Raw genomic sequence first — 24,354 nt, 5'->3', positions numbered from 1 at the left:
TACCCCTAAAGCTATCGACGCGCCGAACCGGCCGACCGCCACGACCAAACGGGTCGACGGCGTACGGGGCGTATGGGACGGACCGTCAGGATCATCGGCGCGCCGATGGACTACGGGGCGAACCGCCGTGGCGTCGACATGGGGCCCTCCGCGATCCGCTACGCGGATCTGGCCGACGGCCTCGAGCGAGCGGGTGTCGAGCCGATCGACGACGGCGACATCTCGATGCCGCGGGCCGAAGAGCGAGACCCCGACGCCGACCAGCCGATCGGCGCCAATGCGAAGTTCCTCCGGGAGATCGAGGGGGTCTGCACCCGCGTGAGCGATCGGGTCGCCGCGACGCTCGCCGACGGCGAGTTCCCGCTCGTGCTGGGCGGCGATCACTCGGTCGCGATCGGGTCGCTCAACGGCTCGGCGCGCGCGGCTGACCTTGGCGCGATCTGGTTCGACGCCCACGCCGACTGCAACACCCCGGAGACCTCGCCCAGCGGCAACGTCCACGGGATGCCGCTGGCCGCAGCCCTTGGTCGCGGCGCGTTCGGCGACCTCGAGTGGGCGCCCGCGCCCCGACTTCGGGAGTCGTCGATCGCCTACGTCGGTCTCCGGAGCATCGACGAGCGCGAGCGCGCGCTCATCCGCGACAGCGCGATGACCGCATTCACCATGTCCGACATCGACAAGCGGGGAGTGTCGGCGGTCGTCGAGGACGCCCTCGCGGTGGCGACCGACGGCACCGACGGCGTCCACGTCAGCCTCGATCTGGACTGGCTCGACCCAAAGGCGGCACCCGGCGTCGGGACCCCCGTCCGCGGCGGCGTCACCTACCGGGAGGCTCACGCCGCCCTCGAGACCATATCCCGGCGCAACGAGGGCGAGGGCTTCCTCCGCTCGATGGACGTGGTCGAGGTGAACCCGATCTTGGACGAGGCCAACGAGACGGCGACGCTGGCGGCCGAACTCACCGCGAGCGCGTTCGGGAAGCGTATTCTCTGACCGCACGGGGGAGACGAGTCGGCGACTCGAGAGGTGTGAACGCAGTGAAAGTAGGGGTGTGGCAACACCGAACACGCGGATTCTCGTTTCAACACCTTTGTATCATAGTGTTTCCCAGTGTGGCGTATGACTGAGAACGTCGTCGTGCTGGGTGCCGGGTACGCCGGTACCGGTGCGATCGCCAAACTCCAGTCGGAACTGGGGGGCAACGCCCGGCTAACCTGGATCGCTGACGTCGACTATCACCTCGTGCTCCACGAGTCCCACCGCGTCATCCGGGACCCCGACGTTCGATCGGACATCACCTTCCCGGTCGATCGGATCGCGGACCCGTCGACCCGGTTCGTCCAGGACGAGGTCACCGGCCTCGACACCGACGAGCAGGTCGTCGAACTCGCAGAGGGCGACGATGTCGAGTACGACTACGTCCTCGTCGGGTTGGGGAGCCAGACCGCCTACTACGGCATCCCCGGCCTCGAGGAACAGTCGCTGACCCTCAAAAGTCTCGACGACGCCCTCGAGATTCACGAGGCCGTCACCGAGGCCAGCCAGGAAGCGACCCGCGGCGACCCCGCGCAGGTCGTCATCGGCGGCGCCGGCCTCTCGGGCATCCAGACCGCCGGCGAGATCGCGGAGTTCCGCGACAACCACCGCGCACCCATCGAGATCCACCTCGTCGAGGCCCTCGAGGAGATCTTCCCCGGCAACGACCCAGAGATTCAGCAGGCCCTGCGCGACCTCCTCGAGGAGGCCGGCGTCCGCATTCACACGGACGATCCGATCACCGAGGCGACCGACGAGGCCATCGAGTTCGACGAGGGCGACCCCCTCGAGTACGACGTGCTCGTCTGGACCGGCGGCATCACGGGTCGGGACGCCTTCGACGGCACCGACCTCGAGAACGAGCACAACCGGCTCACTGCCGAGGCGAACTTCCAGACCTCCGACGAGCGCGTGTTCGCCATCGGCGACTCCGCGATCATCGACCAGGGCGACCAGCCCGCGCCACCGACGGCACAGGCCGCCTGGCAGGCCGCGGAGGTCGCCGGCGAGAACATCGCTCGCGCGCTCGAGAACCGTCCGCTCAAGACCTGGGAGTTCGACGACAAAGGGACCGTCATCTCCGTCGGCGAGAAGGCCGTCGCCCACGGCGTCAAGCCCGCCTTTGGCATCGCCCTGCCAGTCGACACCTTCGGCGGCTTCCCGGCCCAGAACTTGAAGAAGATGATCGCCGCCCGCTGGATCGCCGACATCACCTCGTGGAACGAGGCGCGCAAGTCCTGGTCGTCGCTGTAGAATCGGTTTCGGCACCTGTTTTCGGCGGTGTTTCGAAGCGGATACGCGTACCCGAGAGCGCAGGTGCTACGACATCGTGAGCGGCGCGTCGGGCTCGACAGGCGTCACGTCGCCGGCTTCCGCCGCTTCGTTGTAGATGTAGCCCCACATGGCGAACGTAAAGAGGGTGGCGTACGCCGCCGGAACGATCGCTAGCAAGGGAAGGAGGATGATACCGACGAGCGACAGTATGAGGAAGATCGAAATAATGTTGCCGACGATGGACATGCCGACCCAGAAGGCGGTGAAAAACAGCACGCCCTTGAGATAGTGCACCGAGAGCGCGAACTCCAGAATGCGCCCGTCGGAGAAGGTCTTCTTGAGGCTTCCCGTTCCGAGCAACACGGGGACGACTGCACCCGAGACGTAGCTGGCGGCCAGCATCAGGAAGAGCCCGACACCGACGATCGAAAACACGAGCAGTGGATCGTCCACGACGGCGGAAACGAACACGAACGCCAGCATCACCGCGGTGAGCACGATCGAGAGGAGGAGATAGAGGCCAAAGAGGATTAACCCGTCCTTGCCGATCTCTACCCAGTCGTCGAACGCCGGTAGGTCGGGGTCGCCGCGGGCCACAGCGCGGCCGACGCGATAGGCGTAGCCGAACGCGAAAATGGCGGGGACGATGAAAATCGACCCGAGCCAGAGCAGCGAACTGATAATAATCGGTTTCCCGCCCTGTCCGAAGGGATACGTGATCACGAAGTCGAGCAGGCTCGAGTCGTGGTAGATCGGCTCCGACGGGTCGCTCGCGTTCCGGTCCGCCCCCGTCGGCTCGGCGCCCCAGTTTCGGTCCGTCGTCGCGGTGTCGGCGTCCGAGTCGTGGATCGACCAGTCGGTCGACTCGTCCTCGGCGGGGTCCTCGTTCGACCAGCCCGACGACATTTCTACGCCATCGGGCTCCTCGGTGAGCTTCGATCCGCACTCCGGGCAGAGGATCGTCCCCCGTTCGAACCCCTCGTCACAATCGTGACAGTACGACATAGCCGAGGATTCGGTCGCTGGTCCATATATGTTATGTTGCCACGAACGAGCGCGGTGTATGAATCCTACTCGCCGCTCTCGGAGCCGTCGCCGTGATCGCTGTCGTCGCTCATCGACCGGGCTGGGACGCCCGCGACCGTCGCCCCCGGCGGTACGTCGCGGGTCACCAGCGAGTTCGCCGCGATACTGGCCTCGGCACCGATCTCGACGCCCGGTAAGACGATCGCGCCGGCACCGATCATCGCCCGCTCGCCGACGACGACCTCGCCGGTTCGGTACTCGTCTTGCAGGAACTCGTGACAGAGGATCGTCGCGTCGTACCCCACGATCGCGTCCGCTCGGACGGTGATCAGATCGGGCCAGAAGACGTCGGGCGTGGCCTCGAGCCCCCAGGAGACGCCCTCGCCGACGGTGACGCCGATGCGGCGCAACAGCCAGCGTTTGAGCCGAAGGCTGGGGGAGATTCGGACGAGCCAGACGACGACGTAGTTGATCGCGACCCGAAGGGGGTGGCGTGCGGTCGTCCAGTGGGAAAGCGAGTTGCGCGGCCCGGGCGTCGCGTGGCGTTCGACGCGGTCGTGGCGGTGCGTGGGATCGTCGGAAGCGGTCACTGCCTCTCTCTTTGCGATATCCATACATGAAACCGACCGAAGCGGAACCGTCGCGTCGCGGTCGACTACGGGATCGTCAACTCGACTCTCGTCCCCCGAGGCTCGTTGTCCTCGATCGCGATCGATCCCTCGAGTTGCGTGACGATCGTCTGTGCGATCCAAAGGCCGACGCCCTCCGAATGGGACAGCGGGGTCTCGATGCCTTCCTCGAAGACGGTGCGCTCGATGTCGGGGATCCCCGGCCCCGTATCGCTGACCGCGATCGTCACGGGGCCGTCCGGTGCTGCATCCATCGCCACCTCGATGGTCGGCTCGCCCGTGTCGTCGTGCTCGATCGCGTTTTCTATGAGTTCGTCGACGGCCGTCTCGAGGCGCGGATCGGTCTCGCGAACGACGCCGCCGGGAGCGTCGGTTCGGATCGTCGCCGAGGGATACTGGCGCCGAGCCGTGTCGACACGTCGTTCGAGCAGTCTGGAGAGGTCGAGTCGCTGTGGGCCGTGTGAGTCCCCGAGGACGATATCTCGAAGCAGATGGGTTTTCTCGCTGAGTTCGACGAGCCGTTCCGTCTGATCGGTGATCGTCTCGACGCGTTCGGTCCGGATATCGGTCGCGTCGTCGGCGAGAAGTTCGGCGTTGCCGCGGATAATGTTACAGGTGTTGCGGAGGTTGTGTCGGATGATCCGCTGGAGGATGCTCGTCTGCTGGAGCGCCCGGTCGAGTCGCTCGTTTGTCCGCTCTAGGTCCCGTTGGCTGTACGATACCAGCCCGTAGAGAACGACCGACGAACCGGCGACGAACAGCCAGCCTTTGATGATCCCGACGGAGACGGCAAGCCCCAGGTTTTCGACGGTGGTGTAGACGAGCACGTCCGAACCCAGAATCCAGAGCGTGCCGACCGCCGCGTATCCAGTGGCGATCGCAGTCGGTGATCGTGCGAGTACAGATCTGTCGATCACCCTCGTCACCTGATTGCGGGAGGAATCCGGCCCTCATCAAACTTCGGGGCACAGCACGCGAGCGGTCGGCGGTAGATGCCGTTCTCGACTGGATCCTCGAACGCGGGTATGTCGAGCGTTATGGCCCAACTAGTTAGGCGGTACAGTCGTACCGGTCGACGGCTGACGGTCAGCCATGTCACGATCCCGGACGGAGACCCTCGAGTTCAGCACGATTGCGTTCCTCCTCGCAAGCGAGACGCGGCGACGGACCCTCTCCAGGCTCCGAACGGTCGGAAGGACGACCACTCGTGATCTGGGCCACCACCTCGCGGCGATCGAACGCGGGATCGATTTCGCCGATCTCGAGGCAGCAGAGGGCCCGCGGACGGTCACGATCGAGTTACACCACGACCACCTTCCAAGACTCGACGAACACGGTGTCGTCGAGTACGACAGCGCCGAAAGCCAAGTCGAGACTGGACCAAACTTCGAGGAGGTCGCGCCGATCGTCCAACGCTTCGAGCGGACGGACTCCCGCTAACACATCGCTACGCCACGTTCGTGCCGTCCGCTGCCCGCTCGCCCGGAACGCCGACCAGGTCCCGAAACTCGGGACCCGAGAGTGCACAGCGGTACGCTGGCTTGAACATCATGTTCTCGCCGCCGGCTCGGACGTTCCAGGCCGATTCGATCTCCTCTCGCAGGTAGTACTGCGGCCGCTCGTTGCCAGCTTTGACGTAGTAGTCGCTGAGCCGGATCGGATCCCGCTCGAACAGTCCGCCGGGTTCGCGGCCGTCGACGATCACGACCGGCTTCTCGAGGTAGAGGTCGCCGTCCCGTGCCCGTTTCGCGTGGGCGTTTTCCGGGTGGGCCGCGAGGATCGCCGCCCGTTCGTCGGGGGGCGTTTCGGGGCCGACGACGACCACGTCGTCGACGGTGAAGTAGCCGATCAGGTAGCGGTGGGCGCGGTCGCCGCCGGGCCGGCGCAGGCCGGCGTAGAAGCCGACGACATCGCCCGACTCGAGCGCGCGCAGCCGCGAGACGTAGCCGCTGGTCCGGTGTTCGCCGTAGGTCAGCGCCTCGAAGTTCGGGTCGTGATGCAGGGGCCAGGACGCGAGGGCGTCGCCGGTGACGGTCTCGGTCCCGTCGTGGACCGGCTGGGGGGTGATGCGGGTCGTCAGGTCCGCGGCGACGCCGTCGCCAGCCCGCAGCTCCCACGAGCCGAGGCTCTCGGTTTCGCCCGTCTCCTGGGTTTTCTCCGGAATCGGCACGTACTCGAAGCGTCCGTCGTCGTACAGCGGTGCCAGCGCGCCCACGTTCGTGCTGTCCGCCCCGACGCCGGCGAGAACGACAGTCATCGTGTCTCAGCCTACGCGCTGTTCGGGACGAGAAGGCGATAAACCCGCCGATACGGGGCCGGCCTCGAGAGCGAATCACTCGTATAAGATCGAGGCCGTCACCGATCCGTCGACCGAGCGGCGTAGTACAGCGGGGCGAGCAAGATGAGGAAGATCGACCCCATTGCGGCGATCCCGATCCAGGCCGTCGACAGCCACCGCCCTGGGAGGACGCCCGCAAGCTCGAGCACCCAGAGGAGACTGTAGACGCCCAGTATCACCAGGCTCGCGACGTACGCTCGAAACAGCCAGCCGACGACGCGATACAGCGTCGACTTCGTGACCGCGGGCGGGAGCGAGTTCTCGAGGCGCCCGATCATTCGGTCACCGGCCGGCCGGCAGGATCGAGCGCGGACGGCGTCGGGGCGAGGTTGACCTCGCCGTCCCGGCGGCTGACTCTCTCGGGGTCGATCGTGTGCGATGCCATCGAAACGGTACTCCACGATGGTGAGTCCAGCCGCTTGAAGGTTTCTGCCGGCCCGTGACGCTCGTCCGTTCGTGGATCTGCCCCGGAGAGACGCGAGAGGTACCCTTATCGGGGCGGCCGTTCCACGTCCGCGTATGCGAGTGACTTTTCTGGGTACGGGCAGTGCCATGCCGACCGGCGAACGGTTTCAGGCGGGAATCCTGGTTCAAGAGGGCGGACGGACGCTGCTGGTCGACTGCGGGGCCGGCGCGCTTCAGCGCCTACAGCAGTCCGGCGTCGGCTACGAGAACGTCTCGACGATCCTCCTGACTCACCACCACTTGGACCACGTGGCCGACCTGCTCCCGCTGCTGAAAGCCCGGTGGCTCGCCGGCGGGGAACACCTCGAGATCGTCGGTCCCCAGGGGACCAAGGCGCTGGTCGACGACCTGCTCGACGTTTACGAGTACTTACAGGAGAAACTCGAGTTGCAGGTCAGGGAGGTCGTTCCCGGCGAGTTCTCCGTCGCTGGGTTCGACGTCTCGGCCTACGAGACTCGCCACTCGGTGCCCTGTCTGGCCTACCGGTTCGGCGATCTGTTCACGTTCAGCGGCGACAGCGAGGCCTTCGCAGGGCTGGCGAACTTCGCCGAGGGGTCGGCGGTCCTCGCTCACGACTGCTCGTTCCCCGACGATGTCGATGTCTCGAACCACCCCACGCCCGACGCGCTCGGCCGGGAACTCGCCGGCCGGGAGATCGGCCGGGTCTATCTTACCCATCTCTATCCACACACCGACGGCCGCCACGACGAGATGCTCGAGTCGATCGGCGAGCACTACGACGGCGACGTGCGATTCGCCGAGGACCTTCGGACCGTTTCGATCGAGTAGCGCCACCGCGGCGACCTCCGATGGGAGCCGGTAGCACGGTGATTCGTTTTCGGCCGATCTGGCATAGAAACGTGCGTCTCGAGTCGCCTCTCTCGGGTACGTGCCGGAAACGGCACGCAGGAAGGGATACCGAATACGTTTATACGATCGAGTTTGTAGGATCATAACAACAGAATGGTCCAGACCGATTCCCCGCCAGGTACCAGAGAGGTGTACGGATGAGTATTCCGGACCGCCTCGCAGACGGAATTACGACCCATACGCGAATCGTCCTCGTTGCCCTCCTGTTGACGACGGTCCTCATCGGCGCCGGGATGCCCCGCGTCGACAACGACTCCTCGCTCTCCCAGTTCGAGAGCGAGTCGGCCGAGGCACAGGCCCTCTCACAGATCAACGAGGACTTCACGAGCGAACAACGGGAAAACACGACCAGCGTCCAGCTGATCGCACGCGGCGACAACGTCCTGACCAAGGAGTCGCTCCTTTCGTCACTCGAGTTCCAACAGGAGCTCCGGGCGAACGAGACGATCAACTCGACGCTGGTCGAGAACCAGTCGATCACCGGCGTCGAGAACATCGTCGCGATCTCGGCGATCAGGAGCGAACAGGCGGCCGAACTGAACGAGACGCGGTCCGGTCTCAGCGACGGACTCGACCGGACGGTCGGGCTCCAGCGCCAGTACTCGCGACTGAACGAATCCTACGACAACGGCTCGATTTCGCAGTCCGAATACCAGCAGCGGTCGGCCGCCCTCGAGTCCCGGTTCGACGCGGTCGTCGAGAACGCGACGGCCGACCTCACCGCCAACCAGACCGCACAGTACCGCACGGCGGTCCAGCAGGTCCGAACGATCGAGTCACAGCGATACGAGATCCGCTCACAGTCCGAGAACCCGCGTTCGAATCCCGACTATCAGGAGCTCTCGTCGCAGCTTCAGGACGTGTACCGAATGGGGACCTACGGCGTCCTCGAGGACGAATACGCGGCACTACAGAGCGCCGAACAGCCGCCGCTCGAGGAACAGATCGCGACCCTCGAGAACCTGAGCGCGACGGAGTACGAACGGACGCTCACGGAGACGCTGTCCGGGGAGGGCGACGATAACTTCGCCATCGCGTTGATGCCGACCTCCTACGAGCCCGGCAGCACGACGGCCGAGGCTCGGATGACCTCGATCACCCAGCGGGCCACCATCGATGGCGCGGCGTCCGGGATGAGCGGGTCCGTCGGCGACCATATCATCGAGAGCCAACTCGCCATCGAGGAGCTCGCGGAGACGCAAAATCAGGAGTACCTCGTCTTCGGCGGCGGCGTCGTGACCGACGAAATCCAGGGTTCGATGGGTGACAGCCTCGCCATCGTCGGCCCGCTCGCGCTCCTGTTCGTCGTCGTCGCGCTGATCGTCGCCTACCGCGACCTGCTCGACATCGTCCTCGGGGTCGCCGGCATCATCGTCGTCCTCGTCTGGACGTTCGGCTTCATGGGCTGGGCCGACATCGCGTTCAATCAGATGTTCGTCGCGGTCCCGGTCCTCCTGATCGGGCTCTCGATCGACTACGCGATCCACGTCTTCATGCGCCACCGCGAACAGCGCGAAGAAGACGGGACCACCGGCAGCGTCCGCGGCTCGATGACGATCGCGCTCGCCGGCGTCGGCGTCGCCCTCGTCTGGGTGACGGCCACGACCGTCATCGGTTTCCTCTCGAACCTCGTCAGCCCGATCGGTCCGATCCGACAGTTCGGGATCGTCAGCTCCGTCGGGATCGTCGCCGCGCTGATCGTCTTTGGCGCGCTGATCCCCGCCGCGAAGATCGAGGTCGACGAGTTCCTCGAGTCCCGCGGCTTCGACCGGCGCAAACGCGCGTTCGGGACCGGCGAAGGCCGATTCAGCGATGTCCTTGCGGTCGGCTCGGTCGCCGCCCGGAAGGCGCCGATCGTCGTCATCGTCGGCGCGTTGCTCCTCTCCGCGGGCGGTGCCTACGGCGCGACGCAGGTCGACACCAGCTTCCAGCAGGAGGACTTCATCGCCGACAGCCCGCCCGAGTGGACCCAGAGCCTACCCGAGCCCTTCAAGCCCGGCGAGTACACGATGAAGCAAAACCTCGAGTACGTCAACGAGAACTTCCAGCGCGAGGACAGTCAGGCGCAGATCTTCATCGACGGGAACGTCTCGAACCCCGAGTTACTCGAGCGAATCGACACCGCACAGGCCGAGGCAGCAAACAGCAGCGTCGCCTTCAAGCTCGCGACCGGCGAGGCCGACGTGCAAGGGCCGCTGTCGACGATGCGAATGGTCGCCGCGCAAAACGAGTCGTTCAACGAGTCGTTCACCGCGGCCGACACCGACGACGATGGCGTCCCCGATCGGAACGTCTCGGCGCTGTACGATCAGCTGTTCGAGGTCAACGGCGAGGCCGCGGGTCAGGTGATCCACCAGACCGATGACGGCTCTTACGAGTCGACTCGACTGGTTATCGCCATCAAGGGCGACGCCGCGACCAGCGAGACGACGGGCGAGATGCGCGAGATCGCGAGCACGATCGAAGACGGCAGCGGCGGTCAATGGAGCGCCATCGCGACCGGCGAGCAGATCGTCTTCGACATCGTCGAGCAGGACCTGCTCGATACGGTCATCGAGAGCCTGCTGATCACCCTCGTAGCCGTCTTCCTCTTCCTCACGATCGCCTACTGGCTGACCGGCAGCAGCGCGACGTTGGGTATCGTGACCCTGCTCCCGGTCGCGTTCTCGGTGAGCTGGATTCTGGGGACGATGTACCTCATCGAGATGCCCTTCAACGTGCTCACGGGGATGATCACGAGCCTCACTGTCGGGCTCGGCGTCGCCTACAGCATCCACATCAGCGACCGCTATTCGCTCGAGTTAGAGCGCCAGGGCAACGTCTGGTCTGCCCTGCAGACGACGGTGACCGGCACCGGCGGGGCGTTGCTCGGCAGCGCGGCGACGACCATCGGCGGCTTCGGGACGCTCGCCTTTGCGATTCTGCCGGCGCTCCAGCAGTTCGGCATCATCACCGCGCTGACGATCACGTACGCGTTCCTCGCGAGCGTCGTCGTCCTGCCGGCGCTGCTGGTATTGTGGACGCGGTACTTCGGCCCGGAGGTCTCGTTCGATCCGTCGGGACTCGGCCGATCCACGCCGGCCGCGAGCGACGGCGGGACGCCGACGACCGACGATCCTGCGGGTGGTGACGAGTGACCGACGACGAAAACGCGGCCGTCGACGCCTTCGAAGGCCTCGGACTGACCAGCTACGAGGCCAAGGTGTTCATCGCGCTTCATCAGCTGGGCGCGGGGACGGCCAGAGACGTCGCCGAGGTCACCGACGTCCCTCGGTCGCAGGTCTACAGCGTCGCCGAGAGCCTCGAGAATCACGGTCTGATCGAGGTCCAGCAGTCGAATCCGATCCGGTACCGCCCGGTCGACATCGAGGAGGCGCGAAACACCCTCCAACGGCGGTTCGAGCGCGAACAGGACCGCGCGTTCGAGTACGTCGATACCGTCAAAAACGAGCCCTCCGGCGAGGAGACCCAGGAGGATATCTGGACGGTTCGCGACCGCGACCGCGTCAACGATCGGACCGTCGACCTCCTCTCGCAAGCGGACGAGCGGATCATTTTCGGAACCAGGCTTCCGGAACTCGTCACCGACTCGATCGAACGGGTTCTCGCGGAGCGGGCCGCGGCCGGCGTCGAGGTCGTCGTCGTCAGCGCCACCGAAGCGGTCCGCAATCGCTTCGCCGGCGTCGACGGCGTCACCGTCGACGAGCCCCCGGCCCACCGGACGGACGACCAACGGTCGGGTCGGATCGTCGTCGCCGACCACGATAGCATCCTCCTGAGCGTCCTCGGCGGCGAAGACGGCGAGACGGCGATTTGGAGTTCGGGCTCGGTGTTCGCCTCGGTCCTGATTCAACTCATCGAGGCCGGCGACGAAGTCAGATAACGAGCGCTCGACGGCGGCCGGAGCCGTTCGAGACGGGAGACGGCCGCCTCATTCGAGGCGGTATCGCAACAACGCCGCGATGCCGCCGAGGTTGGCGAGTTGCTGCCCGGGCGGGAACTCGCTCGAGAAGACCGTTACGTCGCCGCCTTTCTGTTCGGTCGTGCGGACGATCCCGTCGACGTTGATCGCCCACTCGCCGTCGGGGCCCCGTTCCTGGCGGAGCCGGTCGTCGAGGACGAGCAGGCGCTCGATCGCGCCGAACTCGGCGGCTTGCTGGACCTGTTCCGGTCCGTAAGCCGCCTTCGCCCCCTCGGCGATGCGGCGGGTGAGTTCGTCGATGTACTCGGCCTCGCTCTCGATGCGGGTCTCCTCTTGAACATCCGCGACGGCGCCGCGTTTGAGCACTTCGTGGACGCCGCGATCGCCGACGGCCGCCGTGTCGACCATCGTAATCAACTCGGCGACGTCGGGCTCGTTCTGCTCTAAGTGCTTGTAGGCGTCCTGTTTCGTAAAGCCGGGGCCGGCGAGGATGATCGCGTCGACCTCGAGGCGTGTGAGCACGTCCCCGAGTTCGGAAAACAGTTCGGAGCGTCCGCGGGCGTACTCGCCCTTGCCGGTCGTGCCGGTAATCGTCGCTCGCTCTTCGGTGCCGTACTGGGCGACCGTGTGGACGTGGGCCTCACCTTCCTCGACGGTCGCGATCGCGACATCCGGGTTTTCGGTGGCCTCTTCTGCCTCCTCGAGGCGGGCCTCCTGGTCGGGTTTGAACCGCTTCTCGATCGAGAACTCGTCGCGGGCCTCGACGTTCAGCGTGTGGTGAAAGCCGAGTTGGTCCTCGCGCGAGCAGGCAACGATCTCGCCGCCGACGCGTAGTCGGTTGGCGAACTTGTGGAACTCGATGTCGTCGACGGCGATGGCGACCCACATGTGCTCGCGCTCGCCGCCGGTGTCGCGCATCTGGTCGTCGTTGCGCTGGATCCGCCGGGTCGTATCGCCCGCGACGCGGTCGCCGGGCTCGAGGACGTACTGCAAGTGCCAGAGGTCGTCGACGCTCTCGGGAACGACGGTGACCCGTTCGCGGCCGCCCTCGACCTGCTCCCGGTCTTTGATCTGCATGGACGGCGATTCACGGGGCGGCGGTAAGTGGACTGCGATCGGTCGCAGCGACGATTCGGCGGCCGGTCGCCGTCACGAGCCACGTCCCCGGCGCTCGAGACGACTGTCAGCGGATGTGTAAAAGTCTGCTAATAGTTCACGTTCGACATAGTTAGGGACGATTTGGATGTGCGATCCCGACCTAGTAAGAGTATGGAACAGAATTACACCGACCGCTTAGAAGACTTCGGCGTCCGCTCGCTGGTTACCCACGCCATCATGGCCGTCACGTTCGCGGGCGCGATCGTGACCGGACTGTTCGTCGACGGGCAGATCGGCCTGATCTCGTTCGTCGCGTTCCTCAACTTCACGGCCGGCGTGTGGATCACGCAATCGATCCATTCGCTCGGGAACGCGCGAACCGACGACTCGTACAACGGGATCGTCTCGGTGTTGCTGGATACCACCGGCGAAAAGACGTTCTACGGCGTCGACACGGGTCGCCTGGGAAGACTGCTCGCGTTGATCGCGGCCGTGACGGCGGTCTCGCTGCTGACCGCCGGCGAGGTCCTCTCGGGAACGGTGGCCGCGATCGGGAGCGTCGCTATCGGAAGCGTCGCCCTCGTGACCGCGATGGTCGGATTCCTGATCGCCCTCGGGTCGTCCTACGATGCCGCCGAGCGCAGTGCGGCCGCCGGCACGGGATACGACGGCGGGGAGTCCGATACGCCGACGGGGCCCCGTCGTCAGGGCGGACCGGAGACGACTCCCGCCGACGAGTGAGAACGGCCGGTTTCGATACCCGACGGTCGTCGGTCGAACCCGTGTCGCCGTCGGGTACCGGTTTTGCTCTGGAGTGTGGTATCCCTCGCTCTGTAGCGAGTGTTGACTCCGCTTACACAGTGTTAGCTTTATATCGGTGAGCGTCGCCGCGACGAACACGGTTGCGCGCGGAGACGCGTCCATCCACCACGCACAATGACGGACTCAGCCACCGACTCATCGCAAACGATTCGGATAGAGGTCTTCCTTCGAAAGTGCGCGCCACCGGACGTGATCGACACCCTCCGCGAGACCGTCGCCCGCTTGCGCCGACTCGAGGAGCGAAACGGCGAGACCGACGTTCGCGTCAAAACGTGGGGATCGGTACGGCCCGCGATCGAGGCGCTGAGCGACTCCGGCCTGTCGGTCGCGCTCACGGTCGACGCGTTCCAGTCGTGGGCCGACCGGGAAGGCTACACGCTCACTCCGGCGTTCGAGCGCCACGAGACGCCCTCGAGAGGCGACCACGGCACGGCGGCGGAGGAGATCCGGGTCCCGGTCGTCTGCGTCGCCGTCTACGAGGAGGGCGATATCGAGTGCGTCGCGCCCTGTTCCGACGGTGACCGAATCTATTCCGTCGAAGATTGTCTTTCCGCGCTCGAGGAGGGCCGAACGACGCCGTTCACTGAGCGGGACGGTTCGAGCGATCGCTCGAGTGGTAGGCCCAGAGAGTCCGTCGTCGAGAAATCGGAGTGAGGACTCGGTCGTAGCGTTCGAGTCGGCGATCAGCCTCTGATCTCGTCGAGCTTGTCTTTCGCCTTCTCGAGACCGGTCTCGAACGTCTCTTCGATCTCCTCGACGGACCGTTCGACGTAGTGGACGCGCTCTTTTGGGACCCGGCGAACGATGTCGTTGCCGTCGTCGTCGGTCCCGTAGGCGAACAGCCAGTGATCCTGAAAGTACGCGAGTCGATCGTTGTCGACGGTGACGCGCTCGTCGTGTTCGCCCGGCGTCTCGTAGACGATGGTCGCGGTGCCGAGTTCGGGATCCGTGTCGGTGTCCGTGTCGATATCCACCATAGGCTCTCGTCTACGGTCGGTCGGGTAGTCGTGGGCCCGGCGACTGCAGCCTCCACTCGAGAGCGGACTGGTCGGTTCGACCGGACTCCGGTTGTGTCCCCGGACTGAACGCCAGGTACGCGACGAAGCCGGTGCTGAGCGCCGGCGTGACGGCGACGACGATGCCGGGACCCGTCGACGAGGACGAGCACCGCGGCCGACGTGACCGTCCCGAGCAGTGATCCCGGGCGCCCGAGACCGAGTCCAAGAGTTGGGCGTTGGTCCGGACGTATCGCGACCGAAACAGCTTCAGAGCGGTCGTCCCTTCTATAACACCGCTGCCCCAGTTTTTTATACGCTGTCCGATACAGTAAAGTGATCTGTACTCCTCTCTACGGCGGAATATCAATGTCAACACAACGTAAAACAGCCGCCACGACGGAATCAGCCGCAGGGATGTCGACCAGTCTCGGCCCGGACGGAAACGTACTCGGGGCGCTCTCGTATCTGTTCTCGCCCGTGACGGGAATCCTCGTCTATCTGCTCGAGAGCGAGAACGAGTTCGCGCGGTTCCACGCCGCTCAGAGCACCGTCTTCGGCGTCGTCGCGATGGTCACGTACTTCGTGCTCAATGCGGTCGCGACGGTCATGGCGATGCTCGTCGGCGACATCCTGGGCTTTCTGATCACGATATTTTCGTTCCTGACGCAGATGGGGCTCGCGTTCGCTCTGTTTCTCGTCTGGCTCTACCTCCTCGTCATGGCGTTTCAGGGGAACCAGACCCGGCTGCCCGTTCTGGGCTCGCTCGCCGAGACGTACCTGCTCTGAGGCGCGCCGCTTCTGACGGTATTCGCTGGTCGCAGAGCCGACGGTCATTCGGGACTCAGTCGTCCGTGATCCGACTCCCGCCCGGCGGCATGAAGTGCTGGATCCGATCGGGGCTGGCGATCTTGCGGACGAACGTCTCGTCCGCGAACCGGTCGCGGAACCGTCGGTAGAGCCGCTTTGCCGCGTCGGCCTGTGCGTACCGGCCGGGCTCGAGTTCGATCATCGTCTCGGCGCGGTCCTCGATGGCCGACGGCGGCCCGCCGATCACTCGCGTGTACGGCTCGCACTGGATGCCGACGGCAGCGCCGACCGCCGTGTCCCGGTAGTAGGTCCGATCGCCGCGGATCGCGAACCCGCCTTTCTCGAGGTACTCGCCGCTCTCGGGGGTCTTCGTGACCTGATCCGAGTCGACGGCGTAGACATCACCCGCGTAGCGGCCGTCCTTCCAGACCGACGAGTAGGAGACGGCGAACTGAGCGGCCTCTTCGATGCTCGCGTCCGGCAGTTCGATGTCGCTCGAGGAAGCCTCGCTTGGATCAGTCGCCTTCAACACGGTGACAGGGCCACCGTGGGCCTGCGTGTGGAGGACTGTATCGCCCGGCTCGAGGTACTTCTTGACGAGTTCCTCGTTCTGATCGGCGTTGCGCCCGCCGATGACGAGGTAGCCGTCGCTGGTGTGGAACCAGCGGAAGCGGTCGAACCAGGGCTCGTTTTCGCGGATGGGGATCGACGGCTCGGCGAGCCAGTCGCGTCGTTCGTTCTCGTCTCCGTCGCCCTCGTCGTCGGCCGGTTCGCTGTCCTCGGCTTCCCACTCGTCGCGGCGACGCTTGGCGTCCTCGAGATCCTCGCGGGTGTCCTCGATGGCCGCCAGCGCGCCCTCCTTTTTCTCCTCGACGCGCTTGGCCTCGGTGTAGAGTCGATCCGCGTTCTGTTCGACCCCTTGCCGGGCGAGGAGATCGATTCGCTCCCCGTCGATCTCGACGGTGACCGTCCCCTCGCTGCCGTCGACGCCGACGACGGCCTCTGCGGCTTCGATCCCGCGGTCGGCCCCCTCCTCGAAGCGCTCTCTGATCTCGTCCCAGGAGCGATCCTGCTCCCGAGCCCCCTGAACGGTCGAGAGGATCTCGTCGACCAGCCCGTACTCGGCGTACAGCGACTCGGCCTGCTCGCGCAACGCCTCGGCCTCCTGTTCGAACCCCTCGATCGCCCCCTGCTGTTGCTCGATGATGCGCTCGTACTTGGCGATCTCCGACTCGAAGTCCGGCCGCTGTGCCGTGGGATCGACCTCCTCTTCGTCCTCGAGATCGAGCCGGAAGAAGTAGTCGTCCAGCGCCGTCAGGAAGGTGTCGTAGGGCTCACCGTCCAGTTCGTCGTGCTCCTCGAGGGGGAAGGGAGTCACGTCGACGACGCGGCCGTCGCCGTCACGGCTTGCATCCGCTTTGGCGTCGTCTGTATCCTCCTCGCCCTCCGCATCGTCGCGCTCGAGGTAGAGCCGCGGCTCGAAGTTCCCGTTTCGGATGTCGAGCGCGAGCCGTTCGATGGCCTCGAAGAGCCGATCGTAGACGTCGTCGTCCGCGTCGGCGATGTCCAGCCCTTTCTCGACGCCGGCGCGGGTACACAGCTCTTCGGCGTAGAGCCCGCCGAAGTTGAGTTGCGTCGCGAGCGTCCGGACCACGTCCGTGTCGGAGTCGTCCATCTCGTGGTCGAACGCCTCGCGGGAGATCGACAGCGGGTTCGTCCGGGTGTCGGGGAACTCGTAGCGTGAACCCGGCACGACGGTTCGGGATTTCAGCCGGACGGTCTCGAGGCAGTCGATCACCTCGTACTCGCCGTCGGTGACCGCGACGTTGCCCTGACCGAACAGTTCGACGATGATGCGGGTCGTCCCATCCTCGCGCTCGAATATGAACTCGAGGATGCGGTCGAACTCGTACTGTTCGACGCCGGCGAAATCGGCCCCGGAGAGGCGGTTGCGCAGCATCATCGCGAACTGGGGCGGCCGGCCGGGTGCGTCGGGCACCCGCTCGGGGGCGACCGTGTGCGCTCGCTTGACCTCGCCGACCTCGAGGACGAGTTCGATGCGGCCGCGGTCGAAGTCGCGCATCTTGAGCCGGACGAGGTCGTCGCCGTAGAGATAGGCCTTGTCGACCTTCGCCCCCTCGTAGGCTCCGAACTCCCCGACGAGGGCGGCGAGGTCGACGCTCGTGAGCTCCCGCTTTGGATCCATACCTGAACTGCCCGGTCCGGTCAAAAAGGCGTGTCGCTCCGTCGCCATCGGCCGCTCGGCGCTCGAGGGGGAAGGATGGGAGACAGCGTGCGCCGGCGACGGCCCGCCGACCGAGGTCGGAAAGCCTAATCCGCGCCGGCACCCAGCATAGGGCATGTCCCAGGCTATCGGCGAATCCGAGCGCGATCGGGGTGATCGAGACGCATGAGCGTCGGCGACGAACCGCCGTGGACCGACGTCACGAAGTTCCCGAACTTCATCGAGCATCTCCGAAACGAGGGCGGCGCGACCGTCCGGAGCATCGTCGATCGGATCGACGCCGACATCGATCTGGACGGCGTCGTCTACCACGACCGGGGGATTCGCGTCCCGGGCTACGACGTAGCCTTCGTCCCGGAAGAGGAGGGGTCGCGGATGGTTCCTACCTTCAGCGCCGAGGTCAACACCGTCGGCCCGCGAAGCACCTGGGCGGTGTTCGACGCGACGCTCTCCTGGGACTTCTACCTCCTTCAGGCCGACGGCATCGCGGCCATCGCCTGGGTGAGCGACGAGGAGTTCAACGCCGAGGAGGCCGGAGCGTTCCTCAAAAAGTACGATGCGCTCGCCGCAGGCCGGTTCTCCTTTGGCACCTTCATCTACGCCGACGAGGAGTGGGAGGAGCAACGCGAGTTCATCGACGACACGAACGCGCCCGCGTTCCTCAAGCGCGACGACGGCAGCGTCCTCGTGCCGACCGACCAGGCCGAGTTCTACGAGATCGTCGGGTCGACGCCCCAGGAGTTCCGCACGACCGGCGGCCGGGCGCCCTCTCACCTCGGCCTGCTCGAGCTCGAGGTTACGATCGACTGACACGACCGGCTCGGTCGCGGCAGGGACGAAGGGGTGCGAACCGATTGATATCTCGAACCACGATAATATATTTAGATGGCTCTCGCATGGATTGCTGTGATATCGCGAGAAAACACGGTGATCGCCGTCGGAGCCGTCCTCTCTGTCGTCGTCCTCCTCGTCGGAGCCGCCATCGGACTCGAGGGACCCCTCTTCGGTGCAATCGTCCTCGTCGGCATTCCGATCCTCGGGCCGCAACTGTATCTCGCAGCCACGGGTGACGTCGAGGTACCGCCGGAAACGCGGATCCGCATCAGCGTGCTGGTCAGTATCGTCCTGCTGAGTGGGTTTACTGTCACCGGGACCGGCCGCGAGCGAACGATCGTTCGGACAGTCGTCTTCGGCCTGTTCGTCGCGCTCCTCGGATACGAGTTCGCCAGCGGCTATCGAAGCCGGAGTGGCGGTCAGTGAGCCCGGTCACGCGACGCCGCTCGTCGAAAGCGGGGGAAATCGACGACCTGCTGTCGAGCCGACGTGCCGATGGCAAGAGGGGTCCGGACGACGAGCGCGTCGGGTTCGCCCCAGGGGATCGGGCGAATCGATGGGAACTGACGCGCTCGAGCGGTGGTGCGGTCTGCCGCTGCCGGGGTGGGGAAACTGACAACGGTGCCGACGTTCGTCGGCGACTGAGTGTATCGTTTCTGCCAGTATAAATTTTGCGCAATTAATTCAAAATATTACTACAATATATCGGATAGTATGCCGATAGCGACGCCTCACGGTGCGGACCCACAGCACGTGCAGCGCATTGCGAAATCGCGTCTCAGAGTCGCTTGCTGACGTAGGGACCGTCCTGGTGGTAGCCGAGTTTGTTCCGGTAGTACTCTCGAGCGCCGATCCCCGAGATGACGCTCAGCTTGTCGTAGCCGGCGTCGGCGGCGAGCGCTTCGGCGCGTTCCATCAGGCGGCGACCGTAGCCCTGGTGCTGGTGCTGGTCGGTCTCACCGTCGCTCGCTCGCGGGCCCTGCCCGCTCGCGTTTTCCGAGCCGCTTTGTGGCTCGCTCCCCACGGCGACCTCCGAGCCATACACGTGCAGTTCCCGGACCAGCGCCGCGTTCTCGAGTTCCGGTCGGACCGGATCGTTCGGGAACCGAAGCCGGCAGAAGCCGACGAGCAGATCCCGATCGAAGTCCTCGAACGAGATGAAGTGTTCCGTGCCGCCGCAGGCGTCGTAGGTCAGCACGTCGAGTTCGACGTTCTCGGGTTTCTCGTCGTTCATGCCGGCCTCGCGACAGCGGATGCAGTCGCAGGTCCAGTCGTGGTCGTCCATCCGCTGTCGGGCGAGTTGGCGCAGGTTCGACTTCCAGACGCCGGCGTCGATGAAGTCCGCCGGAATGTCCCGCTGGACGCGCTGGAGGCGGGTGTACCGGGGGATCATGTCCTTGATCTCGGCGATCAGGTCGGCGGCCTCGTCGTTGTTCAGCGGCTCGTACTCGTCTCTGTGCCACCAGTCGTAGGTCGCGGTGCCTCGCACCACGAGCGTCGGATAGATCTTCAGGTAGTCCGGCTTCCACTGCTCCTGCTCGAAGAGCCGCCGGAAGTCCTCGAGACACATCTCCGTGCTCATTCCCGGCTGGCCCGGCATCATGTGAAAGCCGACTTTGAACGCCGAGTCCCGCAGCCGCTGGTTCGCCTCGATGGACTCCTGGACGCCGTGGCCGCGGTGCATCTCGCGGTTGATCCGCTCGTAGGTCGTCTGGACGCCGACCTCGACTTTCGTCCCGCCGAGGTCGAGCATCCGGTCGATCTGCTCCGGGTCACACCAATCGGGCTTGGTCTCGAAGGTCGTCCCGATGTTGCGGACATCCGCGGTCTCGTTTTCCGCGATGACGTCCTCGAGATACCGCCACTCGTACTCGGCGGGATCCTGCGCGAAGCTGATGCCCTCGGCCGGTTCTGGCTCCTTGTCGACGTCGAAGTCGTTCATCGCCTCGAGGGCGCGCTTGACGAACCACTCCTGATAGTCGTGGCTGCGGGCGGTCATCGTCCCACCCATCAGGATGAGTTCGGCCTTGTCGACGGGGTGGCCGATCTGGCGCAGTTGCTCGAGGCGAAGCGTCACCTGCCCGTACGGGTCGTAATCGTTCTGGACGCCGCGGGCCGCGGCGGGTTCTTCGCCCGTGTAGCTCTGCGAGGAGGAGAACTCGGAGTCCGGGCCGCCGGGACAGTAGAGACACTTCCCGTGGGGACACCGCTCGGGCGAGGTCATGATCGCGACCGGCGAGACGCCTGAGGCCGTCCGAACCGGTTTGCGCCGCAGCACCGTCTCGAGGGTCTCGCGGTGCTCCTCGGGCGCGTAATCGAGTAGCTCGGAATTTTTCGGCACCTTCGGCGCGGAGTGTTCCGAGCAGGCCTCGAGTTTGGCTTTCTCGACCTCGTCACGCTCGATCTCCCCGGCGAGGATCCGGTCGACGAGCGTCTCGCAGACCCGCTCGAACGCTTCGGTTTCGGTCGGTTCGGACGTCTCGGTGCTCACTGTGTATGATTCGTCGCCGTTCGCGAATAAGCGTGTCGGACTCACGGACGATCGTCGCTCCCGCGTCTCGCGAACGCCACTCTCTCCTACCTTCCACACGTTTCTGCCAGCCGAAAGGTAATCGCTTAAGGGCGGTCTTGCCCTAGCCTCGGCGTACTGAATGTCTCCCGATCAGGCGGTGATCGTCGCCGCGGTCGCGCTCCCGTTCGTGGCCGCAGCGCTCACGCCGCTTTTCTTTCGCGTCCTCGGTGAGGGAACCGGGTTCGCGGGGACCCTCGTCGCGCTGGCGTCGTTCGGTCTACTCGCGACCCAGTACGGGGCCGAGGGGACCGTCGCGCTGCAGTGGATCCCCTCGCTGAACGTCGCGCTCCAGTTCTACGTCGACGGCTGGGCGCTACTGTTCGCGCTACTGGCCTGCGGTATCGGGGCGCTCATTTTCACGTATTCGCCCGCGTACATGCACGGCCAGTCGGGCCTCGTCAGGTACTACGCCGCCCTGCTCGCCTTTATGGGCTCGATCGTCGGGGTCGCGCTGGCCGCTGACCTGATCGCTATCTTCCTGTTCTGGGAACTCACCAGCCTCGCGTCGTTCGTCCTGATCGGTTACTACACCGCCGACGAGTCCTCGCAGTACGCCGCCCGGATGGCCATGTTGGTCACCGTCGGCGGCGGCCTCTTCTTGCTCGTCGGCCTCCTCTTGCTCTCGATCGTCGCCGGCGATGTCCTCGGCCCCGCGTCGGCGTTCAACCTCGCGGCGATGCTCGAGAATCCCGAGGCAATGCAAGCCGCGCTGCGCGAGCGAGGACTGTTCCTGCCGGTGCTCGGACTGCTCGCGGTCGGCGCGGCGACCAAGTCCGCGCAGGTGCCGCTGCACTTCTGGCTCCCCAACGCGATGGCGGCCCCGACGCCGGTCTCGGCGTTTCTCCACTCCGCGACGATGGTCAAGGTCGGCGTCTACTTCGTCGGCCGGGTCCGTCCGATGCTCGTCGGCGAGGAGTGGCTCCTCCTCTTTGCGACGCTCGGACTGACGACGATGACGATCTGTGCGATGCTCGCCGTCGCGGCGACGGACATCAAGGAACTGCTCGCGTACTCGACGGCGAGTCACCTCGGGCTGATGATCGCCGGCTTCGGCTTTACCTCGGTCTACGGCGCGGAGACCGGCGTCTTTCACCTGCTCAACCACGCGCTGTTCAAGGCCGCGCTCTTTCTGGTTGCGGGGATCATCGCCCACGAAGCAGGCACTCGGGAAATCGCAAAGCTCGGCGGGCTTCGCCGCGATCTCCCCGTGACCGCGGCGATCACGACGGTCGCCGCCCTGAGCATGGCCGGCATCCCGCCCTTCAACGGCTTCTACTCCAAGGAACTGCTCTACGAGGCCGCCGTCGAGGCGAGCCACCACCACGAGATCGGTGCGCTGGGCTGGCTCTACCCCGCCGTCGCCGTCTTCGGGAGCATCTTCACCGTTCTCTACTCGCTTCGGTTTCTATCCCTATTCTTCGGCGACAGGCCGGACGAACTCGGCCCCGTCCAGAGTCCGCCGCTCACCATGCTCGTGTCGCCGGCGCTCCTGGCGCTACTCGCCGCGGTCGTCAGCGTCGATCCCCAGTTCGCCGTCGACCTCGTCGTCCAACCCGGCCTCGAGGCGACGGCGGTCGACCCCCACGAGATGCACGTCGGCCTCCCGACCTCGTACTCGACGCCGGTCGGCATGAGCGCGGTGACCATCCTCGTCGGGGTCGCTGCGTTCCCGTTCTACGATCGGCTCCACGACGCCATCGGCGCGATTCCGCGCCGTGTACCGCCGATCGGCGCGAACTGGTGGTACGACGCCCTCGTGGGCAGCCTCACCGACGAGGGCAGGTGGCTCGCCGGGCGCGTTCACAACGGACTGCTCCGGACGTACGCGACCTGGACGCTCGGCGCGACCTGTGCGCTCGCGCTCGTCGGCTTCGCCGCCGCGGGAGCCCTCGACCCGATCCGGTTGGGGCTCGAGGCCACGCCCTCGATCGCGCTCGTGTTGCTCGTCGCGGTTGTGGGGGCACTCGCCGTCGTGCTCTCGGATTCGCACGTCGCCGGCGTGCTCACGCTCTCGATTCTCGGGTTCATGATCGCGATCTTCTACATCCTCGCGAGCGCGCCCGACCTCGCGCTGACCCAACTCGTCGTCGAGACGCTGGTGCTCGTGATCTTCCTGCTCGTCATCGAGGAGATCCCCGACGGGGCCGCGATCGGGTTCAGCCGGAGCGTCCGCGACGCCGGCCTCTCGCTGGCCGTCGGCGTGACCGCCTTCGTCACGGTGCTGGTCACGACCGGCGCACGACCCGCCGGCCCGACCGACATCGCCCGCGGCTTCGTCGCCGAAGCGGTTCCGCAAGGCGGCGGGACGAACGTCGTCAACGTGACTCTCGTCGACTTCCGCGGCTTCGACACGCTCGGCGAACTCGTCGTGATCGGACTGGCCGCGATCTCGATTCTGACCTTGATCGTCATGCGCGGCCGCGGCGACAGCGACCTGATCGATACCCGGGCCGGCGACGAACTGCTCGACGACGGGTCGGCCGGGGACGGACCGGTCGGGACGCACGCAGACGGCGGAGATGCCGAGGGCACCGATAGCGACTCGACGGACGCCGGCAGCGAGTCCGAACGAGGTGACGAAGAGTGACGACAGTCATCATGCGCACGACCGCGCGGGCGATCGTCCCGATCATTCTGGTCGTCGCGATCTCGCTGTTCGTCGAGGGCCACAACCTCCCCGGCGGCGGCTTCATCGGCGGCGTCCTCACGACGACGGCCTTCGTGATCGTCTACATGGCCTACGGTCTGGACTTCTTGGAGCGCGGTATCCTCGGCCGAGACGTCGATCCCGGCAAGGAACCGTCTCGTGACCGCGTCGTCGTGGCCTACCGCCGGCTGTTCGCCTACGGCTTCGCGGTCGCGGTCCTCAGTGGGCTCGCACCGCTGGTCTTCGGCCAGGCGTTCCTCTCCCAGACGTTCGTCATCCTCGAGGGGCTGCCGATTTATCACCATCTCGAGGTGGCCAGCGCGCTGGCCTTCGACTTCGGTGTCTACTGCGTCGTGGTCGGCGGCGTCCTCACGATCCTCTCGGTGGTGGGCGCCGAATGACGGCGGTCGTCCTCGCGGCGACGATCGGCGCGCTGTTCGCCCTCGGGACCTTCCTGCTGTTGCGACGGGACCTGATCCGGGTCGTCTGGGGGCTGGCGATCGTCAGCCAAGCCGCGAACCTCTACTTGCTGGCGATGGGCGGTATCGCGCCGGCGACCGCCGAGTCGGTCCCGGTGCTCGCCGGCCACGGCGAGGACGTGCCGACGACGGCCGATCCGGTGGTGCAGGCGCTCGTGTTGACCGCCATCGTCATCGGCTTCGGCATGACCGCATTCGCGCTCGTGCTGTCGTATCGGGTCTACGAAGAACACGACACGCTCGACGTGTCGGAGTTGAGTGATCGCGAATGACGATACCGCTATCACAGCGA

At 65.8% G+C, this 24,354-nt stretch carries 23 protein-coding genes; 14 read left to right on the top strand and 9 right to left on the bottom strand.

Annotated features, from left to right (window positions below):
• Positions 1–72 precede the first annotated feature (72 nt).
• Positions 73–993 carry an arginase gene (gene rocF / locus NKH51_RS06470; protein ID WP_254764426.1) on the top strand — a complete coding sequence of 307 codons (921 nt, stop codon included), beginning with the start codon at positions 73–75 and terminating at the stop codon, positions 991–993.
• Positions 994–1,119: 126 nt separating this feature from the next.
• Positions 1,120–2,289 carry an NAD(P)/FAD-dependent oxidoreductase gene (locus NKH51_RS06465; RefSeq protein WP_254764425.1) on the top strand — a complete coding sequence of 390 codons (1,170 nt, stop codon included), beginning with the start codon at positions 1,120–1,122 and terminating at the stop codon, positions 2,287–2,289.
• Between the two features lie 66 nt (positions 2,290–2,355).
• Here the strand turns inward: NKH51_RS06465 and NKH51_RS06460 are convergent, their stop codons facing one another.
• From NKH51_RS06460 to NKH51_RS06450, 3 genes are all read right to left on the bottom strand, one after another.
• Complete coding sequence (locus NKH51_RS06460; protein ID WP_254764424.1) at positions 2,356–3,315, bottom strand: DUF4013 domain-containing protein; 960 nt, start codon at positions 3,313–3,315, stop codon at positions 2,356–2,358.
• A gap of 65 nt (positions 3,316–3,380) precedes the next feature.
• On the bottom strand, positions 3,381–3,926 hold the full coding sequence (locus NKH51_RS06455) for an acyltransferase (protein WP_254765126.1): 546 nt from the start codon (positions 3,924–3,926) through the stop codon (positions 3,381–3,383).
• A 65-nt stretch (positions 3,927–3,991) separates the two neighbouring features.
• Positions 3,992–4,891 carry a sensor histidine kinase gene (locus NKH51_RS06450; RefSeq protein ID WP_254764423.1) on the bottom strand — a complete coding sequence of 300 codons (900 nt, stop codon included), beginning with the start codon at positions 4,889–4,891 and terminating at the stop codon, positions 3,992–3,994.
• A 166-nt stretch (positions 4,892–5,057) separates the two neighbouring features.
• Between NKH51_RS06450 and NKH51_RS06445 the strand changes: the two genes are divergently transcribed.
• Entirely contained in the window at positions 5,058–5,405 is a 348-nt protein-coding gene (locus tag NKH51_RS06445) for a DUF7344 domain-containing protein (protein WP_254764422.1), read from the top strand.
• Between the two features lie 7 nt (positions 5,406–5,412).
• Here the strand turns inward: NKH51_RS06445 and NKH51_RS06440 are convergent, their stop codons facing one another.
• Positions 5,413–6,222, bottom strand: a complete 810-nt coding sequence (locus tag NKH51_RS06440; RefSeq protein ID WP_254764421.1) for an Nmad3 family putative nucleotide modification protein — start codon at positions 6,220–6,222, stop codon at positions 5,413–5,415.
• Positions 6,223–6,320: 98 nt separating this feature from the next.
• Positions 6,321–6,581, bottom strand: a complete 261-nt coding sequence (locus NKH51_RS06435) for a hypothetical protein (RefSeq protein WP_254764420.1) — start codon at positions 6,579–6,581, stop codon at positions 6,321–6,323.
• Between the two features lie 241 nt (positions 6,582–6,822).
• Between NKH51_RS06435 and NKH51_RS06430 the strand changes: the two genes are divergently transcribed.
• From NKH51_RS06430 to NKH51_RS06420, 3 genes are all read left to right on the top strand, one after another.
• Complete coding sequence (locus tag NKH51_RS06430; RefSeq protein WP_254764419.1) at positions 6,823–7,557, top strand: MBL fold metallo-hydrolase; 735 nt, start codon at positions 6,823–6,825, stop codon at positions 7,555–7,557.
• Between the two features lie 218 nt (positions 7,558–7,775).
• The gene (locus tag NKH51_RS06425) at positions 7,776–10,775 is read left to right on the top strand and encodes an MMPL family transporter (RefSeq protein WP_254764418.1); all 3,000 of its coding nucleotides are present in this window, start codon (positions 7,776–7,778) and stop codon (positions 10,773–10,775) included.
• Entirely contained in the window at positions 10,772–11,521 is a 750-nt protein-coding gene (locus NKH51_RS06420; protein WP_254764417.1) for a TrmB family transcriptional regulator, read from the top strand. Before NKH51_RS06425 ends, NKH51_RS06420 begins: the two co-directional genes overlap by 4 nt.
• A 48-nt stretch (positions 11,522–11,569) precedes the next feature.
• Here NKH51_RS06420 and NKH51_RS06415 read toward each other — a convergent pair whose 3' ends face one another.
• Complete coding sequence (locus tag NKH51_RS06415) at positions 11,570–12,637, bottom strand: mRNA surveillance protein pelota (protein ID WP_254764416.1); 1,068 nt, start codon at positions 12,635–12,637, stop codon at positions 11,570–11,572.
• Between the two features lie 192 nt (positions 12,638–12,829).
• Between NKH51_RS06415 and NKH51_RS06410 the strand changes: the two genes are divergently transcribed.
• A complete protein-coding gene (locus NKH51_RS06410) occupies positions 12,830–13,399 on the top strand; it encodes a hypothetical protein (RefSeq protein ID WP_254764415.1) in 570 nt (189 codons plus the stop codon).
• A gap of 195 nt (positions 13,400–13,594) precedes the next feature.
• On the top strand, positions 13,595–14,134 hold the full coding sequence (locus tag NKH51_RS06405) for an HTH domain-containing protein (protein ID WP_254764414.1): 540 nt from the start codon (positions 13,595–13,597) through the stop codon (positions 14,132–14,134).
• A gap of 29 nt (positions 14,135–14,163) precedes the next feature.
• Here NKH51_RS06405 and NKH51_RS06400 read toward each other — a convergent pair whose 3' ends face one another.
• Positions 14,164–14,457, bottom strand: a complete 294-nt coding sequence (locus NKH51_RS06400) for a hypothetical protein (protein ID WP_254764413.1) — start codon at positions 14,455–14,457, stop codon at positions 14,164–14,166.
• Positions 14,458–14,892: 435 nt separating this feature from the next.
• On the opposite strand from NKH51_RS06400, the gene NKH51_RS06395 reads away from it, so the two are divergent.
• On the top strand, positions 14,893–15,264 hold the full coding sequence (locus NKH51_RS06395; protein ID WP_254764412.1) for a DUF4870 domain-containing protein: 372 nt from the start codon (positions 14,893–14,895) through the stop codon (positions 15,262–15,264).
• 55 nt (positions 15,265–15,319) lie between these two features.
• Here the strand turns inward: NKH51_RS06395 and rqcH are convergent, their stop codons facing one another.
• Positions 15,320–17,491, bottom strand: coding sequence for a ribosome rescue protein RqcH (gene rqcH, locus NKH51_RS06390; protein WP_254764411.1), 2,172 nt, complete (start codon positions 17,489–17,491; stop codon positions 15,320–15,322).
• Positions 17,492–17,695: 204 nt separating this feature from the next.
• Between rqcH and NKH51_RS06385 the strand changes: the two genes are divergently transcribed.
• Both NKH51_RS06385 and NKH51_RS06380 read left to right on the top strand, forming a co-directional pair.
• Positions 17,696–18,340: a hypothetical protein gene (locus NKH51_RS06385; RefSeq protein WP_254764410.1), complete on the top strand. Its 645-nt coding sequence runs from the start codon at positions 17,696–17,698 to the stop codon at positions 18,338–18,340.
• Positions 18,341–18,436: 96 nt separating this feature from the next.
• Entirely contained in the window at positions 18,437–18,790 is a 354-nt protein-coding gene (locus NKH51_RS06380; protein WP_254764409.1) for a hypothetical protein, read from the top strand.
• Positions 18,791–19,142: 352 nt separating this feature from the next.
• On the opposite strand, the gene NKH51_RS06375 is transcribed toward NKH51_RS06380, so the two are convergent.
• Positions 19,143–20,855 (bottom strand): tRNA uridine(34) 5-carboxymethylaminomethyl modification radical SAM/GNAT enzyme Elp3, encoded by a 1,713-nt coding sequence (locus tag NKH51_RS06375; RefSeq protein ID WP_254764408.1) that lies wholly within the window; start codon positions 20,853–20,855, stop codon positions 19,143–19,145.
• A 160-nt stretch (positions 20,856–21,015) separates the two neighbouring features.
• Here NKH51_RS06375 and mbhE point away from each other — a divergent pair, with 160 nt between their 5' ends.
• Genes mbhE through NKH51_RS06360 form a run of 3 tightly spaced genes read left to right on the top strand, consistent with a single transcriptional unit; the run spans position 21,016 to position 24,334 of the window.
• Positions 21,016–23,523: a hydrogen gas-evolving membrane-bound hydrogenase subunit E gene (mbhE, locus tag NKH51_RS06370; protein ID WP_254764407.1), complete on the top strand. Its 2,508-nt coding sequence runs from the start codon at positions 21,016–21,018 to the stop codon at positions 23,521–23,523.
• Positions 23,520–23,984 (top strand): MnhB domain-containing protein, encoded by a 465-nt coding sequence (locus NKH51_RS06365; protein WP_254764406.1) that lies wholly within the window; start codon positions 23,520–23,522, stop codon positions 23,982–23,984. Before mbhE ends, NKH51_RS06365 begins: the two co-directional genes overlap by 4 nt.
• On the top strand, positions 23,981–24,334 hold the full coding sequence (locus NKH51_RS06360; protein WP_254764405.1) for a sodium:proton antiporter: 354 nt from the start codon (positions 23,981–23,983) through the stop codon (positions 24,332–24,334). Before NKH51_RS06365 ends, NKH51_RS06360 begins: the two co-directional genes overlap by 4 nt.
• The last annotated feature ends 20 nt before the right edge of the window (positions 24,335–24,354 follow it).

The sequence above is a fragment of the Natrinema marinum genome, assembly GCF_024296685.1.
Classification (GTDB): domain Archaea; phylum Halobacteriota; class Halobacteria; order Halobacteriales; family Natrialbaceae; genus Natrinema; species Natrinema marinum.
The sequence above is the reverse complement of the archived record's forward strand: the minus strand, read 5'-3'. Positions and strand labels throughout refer to the sequence as shown.